The 7,584-nt window shown below is 39.8% G+C and carries 8 protein-coding genes and 1 rRNA gene; 2 read left to right on the top strand and 7 right to left on the bottom strand.

Features of this window, described 5'->3' with window-relative positions:
• Window positions 1–271 precede the first annotated feature (271 nt).
• Together AAHB12_RS30695 and lepB are read right to left on the bottom strand one after the other, a co-directional pair.
• Window positions 272–883, bottom strand: coding sequence for a DedA family protein (locus tag AAHB12_RS30695; RefSeq protein ID WP_342048871.1), 612 nt, complete (start codon window positions 881–883; stop codon window positions 272–274).
• A 302-nt stretch (window positions 884–1,185) separates the two neighbouring features.
• The gene (gene lepB, locus AAHB12_RS30690) at window positions 1,186–1,719 is read right to left on the bottom strand and encodes a signal peptidase I (RefSeq protein ID WP_129732035.1); all 534 of its coding nucleotides are present in this window, start codon (window positions 1,717–1,719) and stop codon (window positions 1,186–1,188) included.
• Between the two features lie 370 nt (window positions 1,720–2,089).
• Between lepB and AAHB12_RS30685 the strand changes: the two genes are divergently transcribed.
• A complete protein-coding gene (locus tag AAHB12_RS30685) occupies window positions 2,090–4,018 on the top strand; it encodes a heavy metal translocating P-type ATPase (RefSeq protein ID WP_342048872.1) in 1,929 nt (642 codons plus the stop codon).
• 225 nt (window positions 4,019–4,243) lie between these two features.
• Here the strand turns inward: AAHB12_RS30685 and AAHB12_RS30680 are convergent, their stop codons facing one another.
• The 3 genes from AAHB12_RS30680 to AAHB12_RS30670 are packed head-to-tail and all read right to left on the bottom strand — an operon-like array spanning window position 4,244 to window position 6,128.
• The gene (locus AAHB12_RS30680) at window positions 4,244–5,116 is read right to left on the bottom strand and encodes a YihY/virulence factor BrkB family protein (protein WP_425455966.1); all 873 of its coding nucleotides are present in this window, start codon (window positions 5,114–5,116) and stop codon (window positions 4,244–4,246) included.
• A gap of 13 nt (window positions 5,117–5,129) precedes the next feature.
• Complete coding sequence (locus AAHB12_RS30675) at window positions 5,130–5,630, bottom strand: hypothetical protein (protein ID WP_342048870.1); 501 nt, start codon at window positions 5,628–5,630, stop codon at window positions 5,130–5,132.
• Window positions 5,631–5,663: 33 nt separating this feature from the next.
• Entirely contained in the window at window positions 5,664–6,128 is a 465-nt protein-coding gene (locus AAHB12_RS30670; RefSeq protein ID WP_342048869.1) for a low molecular weight protein-tyrosine-phosphatase, read from the bottom strand.
• A 162-nt stretch (window positions 6,129–6,290) separates the two neighbouring features.
• Between AAHB12_RS30670 and AAHB12_RS30665 the strand changes: the two genes are divergently transcribed.
• Window positions 6,291–6,521, top strand: coding sequence for a DUF1128 domain-containing protein (locus AAHB12_RS30665; RefSeq protein WP_129732041.1), 231 nt, complete (start codon window positions 6,291–6,293; stop codon window positions 6,519–6,521).
• 134 nt (window positions 6,522–6,655) lie between these two features.
• Here the strand turns inward: AAHB12_RS30665 and AAHB12_RS30660 are convergent, their stop codons facing one another.
• Window positions 6,656–6,883: a hypothetical protein gene (locus tag AAHB12_RS30660; RefSeq protein ID WP_129732043.1), complete on the bottom strand. Its 228-nt coding sequence runs from the start codon at window positions 6,881–6,883 to the stop codon at window positions 6,656–6,658.
• A gap of 553 nt (window positions 6,884–7,436) precedes the next feature.
• Window positions 7,437–7,552, bottom strand: a 5S ribosomal RNA gene (gene rrf, locus AAHB12_RS30655).
• Window positions 7,553–7,584 lie beyond the last annotated feature (32 nt).

Raw genomic sequence — 7,584 nt, 5'->3', positions numbered from 1 at the left:
CAGATTGTCTTGCTCTCAGCGACGAATATTAATATAACAATTAATTCATTGGAATGCAATAGTTTTTTACTATTTTTTGTTTTCGCGAACTGCATAATTCTATCATATAAAGAAAACTCGCTGATTGGCGAGCCCTGCTCTTAGGCGAAGACAGAGGCGTAGCCCTACTTATACTGTATTCTTAAAATTTCTCACTACATCGAATTGTCTTCTGACCAGAAATTTATACTTTCTTACAGTGCAAAAAAGCAACTGTGCACACAGCTACTTTTTATACACGATCACTCGGTTTTGATTTTTTAGCGCTTTGCAAATATATAATCATAAGGGGGATAGAGAAAACGGAAAAAAAGAATAAATATATACCATATTGATGGATACAACTCTCTACATAAGACCAATGATCCCCTAATTTCATACCGAGCGTAATAAACAGGCTGACCCATATCAAGGCTCCAGTATACGCGTAAAAGCAAAACTTTCGAATACTCATACTAGAAATCCCTGCAAAATATGCACTCAAATGACGAACGCCAGGCAAATAGTAGCCAACCACGAGAACAACGGGACCATACTTGTCGAATAAGGTATGTGTGCGCTCAATATTATCTTCCGTAATTCTCAGCTTCGGTCCCCACTTTCTTAATGCAGGAAGACCTAGCTTTAGCCCAAGTATGTAGCTTATCGTAATACCAAGAAAGGCTCCAGCATAACCGCTTGCTAATGCAACGAAATACGTCATATGTCCACGCGATACGTTATATCCAACAAACGTAAGTAAAACTTCATCTGGAACAGGCAGGCCGACAACTCCTCCAGCTAGAGCAAGAATCAGACCCAAATAGCCATAATGCATCAGCAAACCCATTAATTGTTGCTCCATTTTTTGCACCACACATCCCTATCGTTACTCTCTCGTAACTTTATATACAGATCTTTTTAAAGAAAACTCGCCGACTAGCGAGCCCTGCTCTTGGGAGAAGACAGAGGAGTAGCCCTACTCATACTGTATTCCTAAAATTTCCGACTACGTCGAATTCGCTTCGAGATAGAAATTTATCCTTTCTTACAGCGTAAATTAAAACTCTACACTCTTATATTTAAAGGAAATACATTAAACAAGCAAGATAAAACACAAAGTTTCTTTTGCGTACAGTGCTAAAAACAAGCTGGGACTTACAATCTTTAGTTTGTGAGTTTGATTCGTTTCCATGGATAATATACAGCCTTTACAGTCCCTAAAATGTTCTTTTTATCAATGAAACCTAGGCCATTTCGACTGTCACGACTAACCGCTCGGTTATCCCCCATAACAAATACCTTATTATCAGGGACTGTAATAGGACCAAAGTCTTCCGTTAACTTCATCATCAAACGCCTTGCCGCCTTTTGATTTTTTTCTAGATAGGATTCCTCTTGCAGCTTACCATTAATATATAAGTGATCGTTCTCTACCTTAAGCGTATCCCCTGAAAGTCCAATTATACGCTTCACATAATAATCATCTGTTTTCATGACAACTACATCCCCTCTTTTTAGATGATGTATATATGTGACAACTTTACTTACAATAATCTTATCTCCTTCATGCAAGGTAGGCACCATGGAAGCACCCTCTACCTTTGTTGGAAAAAAGAGAAACACCTTCGCTAAAAATACAAGACAACACGCCGCAATGAGAGCCTCCAATAACTCACGCAAGCGACTTTTTTTACGCATATTGGTTCCTCCAACCTATAAGAGTAAAATGACTAAACAAACTTCTTACTTCTATTTTACTAGAAGCTGTCCCTTTCATTTATTAAACTTTTTTGTTTTCCTGCCTTTTCTTCATGAGATTTTGTTTACAAACACACCGTTTGCCCAACTTACAGTCCCTGCATACTAACAAAGGTGAAGGATACATACAACAAATATGTTTTTATCCCCACTTCAGGAACTATATGGTACAATGATGAATATATTAATTGAAAATATGTTAGGCCTGCTTGTTATGCTGCTGTCCGCTCTGGACGGCAGCTTTCGTCGTTTTATAGGGGTACCGATTTTGATTCTTTTTCTCATTAAGACTACGAAAGGAGAGATAACTATGAGTTCTGAAGCAAAACAATTAGTACAAAGCAACGGTATAGAAAGACGTTCATTATTTTTGGAGGTACTTAGCAAGCATTATGAGCTCATTTTCGCTATTGCTTCTGGTATTTTTATCTTAACAGGCTGGATGTTGGATAAAAACAACTATCCATCTGCATCCGTTGCCTTTTATGTATTGGCATTCCTGATTGGAGGATACGCAAAAGCGAAGGAAGGCATTGAAGACACAATTGCTGAAAAAGAGTTAAATGTAGAAATGCTGATGATTTTTGCAGCTATCGGTTCCGCCATTATTGGATATTGGACAGAAGGCGCTATCTTAATCTTCATTTTTGCCCTAAGCGGTGCCCTCGAAGCCTATACAATGAATAAAAGCCAAAAGGAAATTTCTGCTCTGCTTGATTTGCAGCCGGAGGAGGCACTCCTGCTATTGAATGGGAAAGAGAGGAAAATTGCCGTGGCACAATTGCAAATCGGCCACATTATTCTTGTAAAACCAGGAGAGCGGATTCCAGCAGACGGTCTGATTGTTCGCGGAGAAACAAGTGTAGATGAAGCTGCCATCACAGGTGAACCAATCCCTAACGAAAAGAAAGTAGGAGATGAGGTCTTTGCAGGCACTGTGAATCTGCGCGGTTCGATGGAAGTACAGATCACAAAACCAAGTGATCAAACATTGTTTCAGAAAATCATCCGTCTCGTACAAAATGCCCAAAGTGAAAAGTCACCTTCACAGCTGTTTATCGAGAAGTTTGAAGGCACGTATGTAAAAGGAGTATTAATCACTGTAGCAATTATGATGATTCTACCGCATTACACATTAGGATGGAGCTGGAATGAAACGTTCTATCGTGCGATGATTCTTCTCGTTGTCGCTTCTCCTTGTGCCCTAGTTGCAGCAATTACCCCTGCAACACTCTCAGCCATTTCAAACGGGGCACGCCATGGAATCTTGTTTAAAGGCGGTGTTCATCTCGAACGTTTAGCCTTTCTGAAAGCAATTGCTTTTGACAAAACAGGCACACTTACGCAAGGAAAACCAATTGTAACAGATGTTATTGTACGAGAAGGCCTTAGTGAAGAAGAGTTACTTCACATTACAGCCTCCATTGAAAATCACTCAACGCATCCGTTAGCTTCGGCAATTGTGCAATACGCAAAGAAAACATATAACATACAAATGAGCACACCAGAGCAAATGGAGGATATAACGGGCTTCGGATTAAAAGGTACATTAAACGGCATTGTTTACAAAATTGGAAAAGCGAACTTTATCGGAGAAAATGCAGACTTATTTGCAGGTTCTGCAGCAGAACGTCTTGCGCAGCAAGGGAAAACAATTGTGTATATAAGTGATGAAAACGAAATATTAGGCTTAATTGCCATGAAGGATGTACTTCGTAAAGAAAGTGTAGAGGCAATCCGCGAACTAAATATGCTTGGTATCCAAACTATTATGATTACAGGTGACAATGAACAAACTGCGCATGCCATTGCTTCAGAGAGCTCTATCACTGAGTATTATGCATCATGCTTGCCTGAAACAAAGGTACAGACTGTAAAAGCACTAAAAGAGAAATACGGATCAGTTGCAATGGTTGGCGATGGTATTAATGATGCACCTGCACTCGCTACCGCAAGTGTTGGAATTGCCATGGGAGAAGGAACAGATGTAGCGCTAGAAACAGCAGATGTCGTGCTTATGAAAAATGAGCTTTCCCGTCTTGCACAGGCAATCCGACTTTCCAGGCGAATGAATACAATTGTAAAACAAAATATTATCTTTTCTCTTTCTGTTATCGCCTTGCTTATTTGTTCGAACTTCTTTCAAGCACTGGCTCTGCCACTCGGCGTAATCGGTCATGAAGGAAGCACCATTTTAGTCATTTTAAATGGACTTCGGTTACTGCAAGCGAATAAATAAAGAGGACCATCCATGGTCCTCTTTTTTACATAAGCAAAATAAATTCACTTTTTCTAGTGAAAACCGTTACTTTTGTTTGCGCTGCTGCTTGTTTTATGTTTTGGCTGCGAGCTGCTGCGCTGCTTTCGTTGATTTTTATCATTATTGTTAGTACCATGCTGATTTTTGCTCACGGTGACATCCCCTTTTGACTAAAATGAAAGAAGCACTCTTAGTATGCCGCCACTAGCATGTTTTATTCCGTGTATCTCTACCGCTCGTACGGTAGCAATTCAACAATGCATTAATCTCTCCACCAAGCAAAACAACCCATGCTGTTAAATAAAACCAAAGCATGAGAATAATAATGCCACCGAGACCACCATACGTATTTGAGTAGTTGCCGAAGTGTTCCACATAAAAGGCAAACAAATACGACACAATGACCCAGCCAAAGGTCGCAAACAGCGCACCGGTTATAACTTCCCTTGGTCTCAGTCTTTGGTTTGGAGCAAATTTGTACACAAACGCAAAAGTCAGAAACAAAACAAGAAGACTTACAAGCAAACGCACCACATGCCAGATGCCCCAAAATCCCTCTGGCAGGCTAAATGTTTCAAAGAGGGCTGTTCCGATTATATTTCCGAATACGGGCAATAGGAGTGCGAACATAATGACGAAGATCATCTCAATCGTCAAAACAATCGATAGTGCTCGTGTAATAATAAAGGAACGTGTCTCCTTCGTATCATAGGCTCTATTGAAAGCCCTCATCACTGCATTAATAGCATTTGATGCAGCCCAAAGCGTCCCTATTAAACCAAAGGACAATAAACCGCCATTTTCATGCTCCATAATTTTATGGACATTTTCGTTAATGATTGTCATTGCTTCCTCAGGAGCATATTGCTCTAAGAATTCAAGAACATTATTCGTATGAATGGGCAAATACCCAAGGAGCGTGATTAAAAATACAAGGGCGGGAAATAAAGAAAGCAAGAAGAAGTAGGCTAACTGCGAGGCAAGACCCTGCACATCATCGTCTTTTGTTCGCACATATAAATCCCGAAAGAATGATAGTGCCATTCTTCTTCTTTCCGCCGTAAACATACATCTCACCTACTTAGATGCTTTACTTATCCTCTTTCTCAGCGCCGAGCGACTCATGCGCTGCTCCATCATCGTTACTTCTCATTTCTAAGGAAACTTCTGATTCGCTGACTTGTTCAATACTATCGGCTTGCTCCTGAGCATGGTCATCTGAGCCCCAAAATTCAGCCTGTGCTGTCGGTACGGACGATTCCTTCAGCTCTTGCTTTTTTTTATTAAAAATATCCCTTGTTTCTTTTAATGTTTCCACAACTGCCGGAGTTAATTTACGAATTTCATCAACTTTTTCCTTTACAACCTTTAAATCCGCCATCTCACGACCTTTTGTGCCGACATTTTGGACGCCTTCCTTTACACGATCCTTTAAAGGGGCAGCATGTTCTCGAATTTCAATCATCTTCGTTTTTGCTCTGCGCGCATTGCTGGCAAACTTCTCACGATTTTCTTTGCGCAACATTGTCACTGCCGCACCTACCGCCACACCAATCGCAATATCCTTGACAATTGAATTCTTCTTTTCCATACTCCCTTTCCCCTTTCATATATCCTGATTTTTTTAAATACTGTGTTCATTTCGGATGAACGTTATCAATCGTTCACATCCATCAGCCACTAAGCCGTATACCTCTTGAAAATTACCTGTAAAATACGGATCAGGGACATCTCCCCAACTGCCATCGGGCACAAAATCAGATAGTCTGCCAATGTATCCACTTCCTGCTCCGAGCTTCTTCAAGTCGGCTACATTCTTGCTATCCATGGCAATAATATAATCAAATTTCGTTAAGTCATTTGTTTCTACTTGCCTAGCCCGAATTCCTTCAAATGGTATGGAATTTTCTTCTAAAATATTTCGTGTGCCTCGATGAGGGACAGCTCCAACATGCCAATGCCCAGTTCCAGCCGAATCAACCTGGACTTTCTCCTGCAGCCCTTCCCTTTTCACAATTTCCCGAAAAACTGCCTCTGCCATTGGGGAACGACAAATGTTTCCAAGGCAAACAAATAGTACATGAATCATCACTTTCTTCCTTTCACTAATATTTGTTAAGCCTATTATAGACAATCATGTAACGGTTATAAAAGAAATAGCGTTGCTTAGCGAGAAAATAGAAGAATTGTTTAAGGAATACTATAAAAAAATGATAAGATAATAATACGCCAATATACAGGAGGAAAAATGATGGACTTATCGGTAAAATCGCAAGAAAATGTAGAATATATGGTGGAGATGATTAAACAAAAGCTGCGTATGGTAAATGTAGGCGCTATGCGCGCATCAAGCTTTAGCGAGGAAATGTATGAAGATCTTGTGGATATTTATGAACACGTTATGAAGCGTGAAACATTCAGCATCAGCGAAATGCAAGCCATCACAGAGGAGCTTGGCGCTCTAATTAAAGGAAAAAATTAAAGTCTGATTGTTCGGCTTGGAGATTCAGAAACGGTCCTAGTCTGCTTTGCTTTCACAGTAAAACAGACTAGGGCCGTATAGCTAAGGATACACTCTACCTTATTTACGTAACTATACGCTATACAAGGCTGATACTACATACAAACTAACTCTTTTTCACCGACAATGCGTACATAACGTACTAGGGCAGCATTTATAATATAACTCCCCTCATTACTATCTACTACAAAATACTCATTGCGCTCCATATTTTTTAGTATCTCTTGTAATACATCTTCCGCTTTTACGTTTAACTCCTTTACTAGCTTTCCCCGTTTAATATCACTATCCAAAGTATAGCAAACAGTAAATTCCTTCAACATAATTCTCCCCTTCTAACGTTATCTATACCCTTTCTATCTATACAGCGTACCTTTAAAGATTATGCAGTCACAATATAATCTGTCTTCATGCTATGCCACCGTTGTTTTAGCATTTATTAAGTTCTCTGAATCCTAATTGTGTTTCTCCTATATTCATCCGTTGCTATTATGAATGTTTTGTAAACCCCAAAACTTAAGCCTATTATTACGATTAGTAGAACAGATATATTAATTGTTCGACACCTCTTATCACTGGATGTAATACCACCTATATCTATTCGGGAAGAAACTTGTTTTTTAGGGGGTTTTTAAAAAAATTTTTAGCTTATAGGACAAACTTTCTTCTCAAAAGGCCTATCCAAAAATTGTCTTCCAGTAAAGAAAACTCGCCGATTGGCGAGACCTGCCCTTAGGCGAAGACAGAGGCGTAGTTGCCCTTATACTTTATTCCTAAAATTTCTCGCTACGTCGAATTAGCATCCAGTTAGAAATTTATACTTTCTTAAAATGCAAAAAATCCCTCCTGTATGTACACAGAAGGGATTCAAATTTTGCCTAGCGACGTCCTACTCTCACAGGGGGAAACCCCCAACTACCATCGGCGCTGAAGAGCTTAACTTCCGTGTTCGGTATGGGAACGGGTGTGACCTCTTCGCCATCATCACTAGACCTATTTGTTTGAAGGATGTTCCTTCAAAACT

Source organism: Bacillus sp. OTU530, assembly GCF_038440375.1.
Note: the sequence above shows the minus strand (reverse complement) of the source record. Positions and strands in the feature narration are given on the sequence as shown.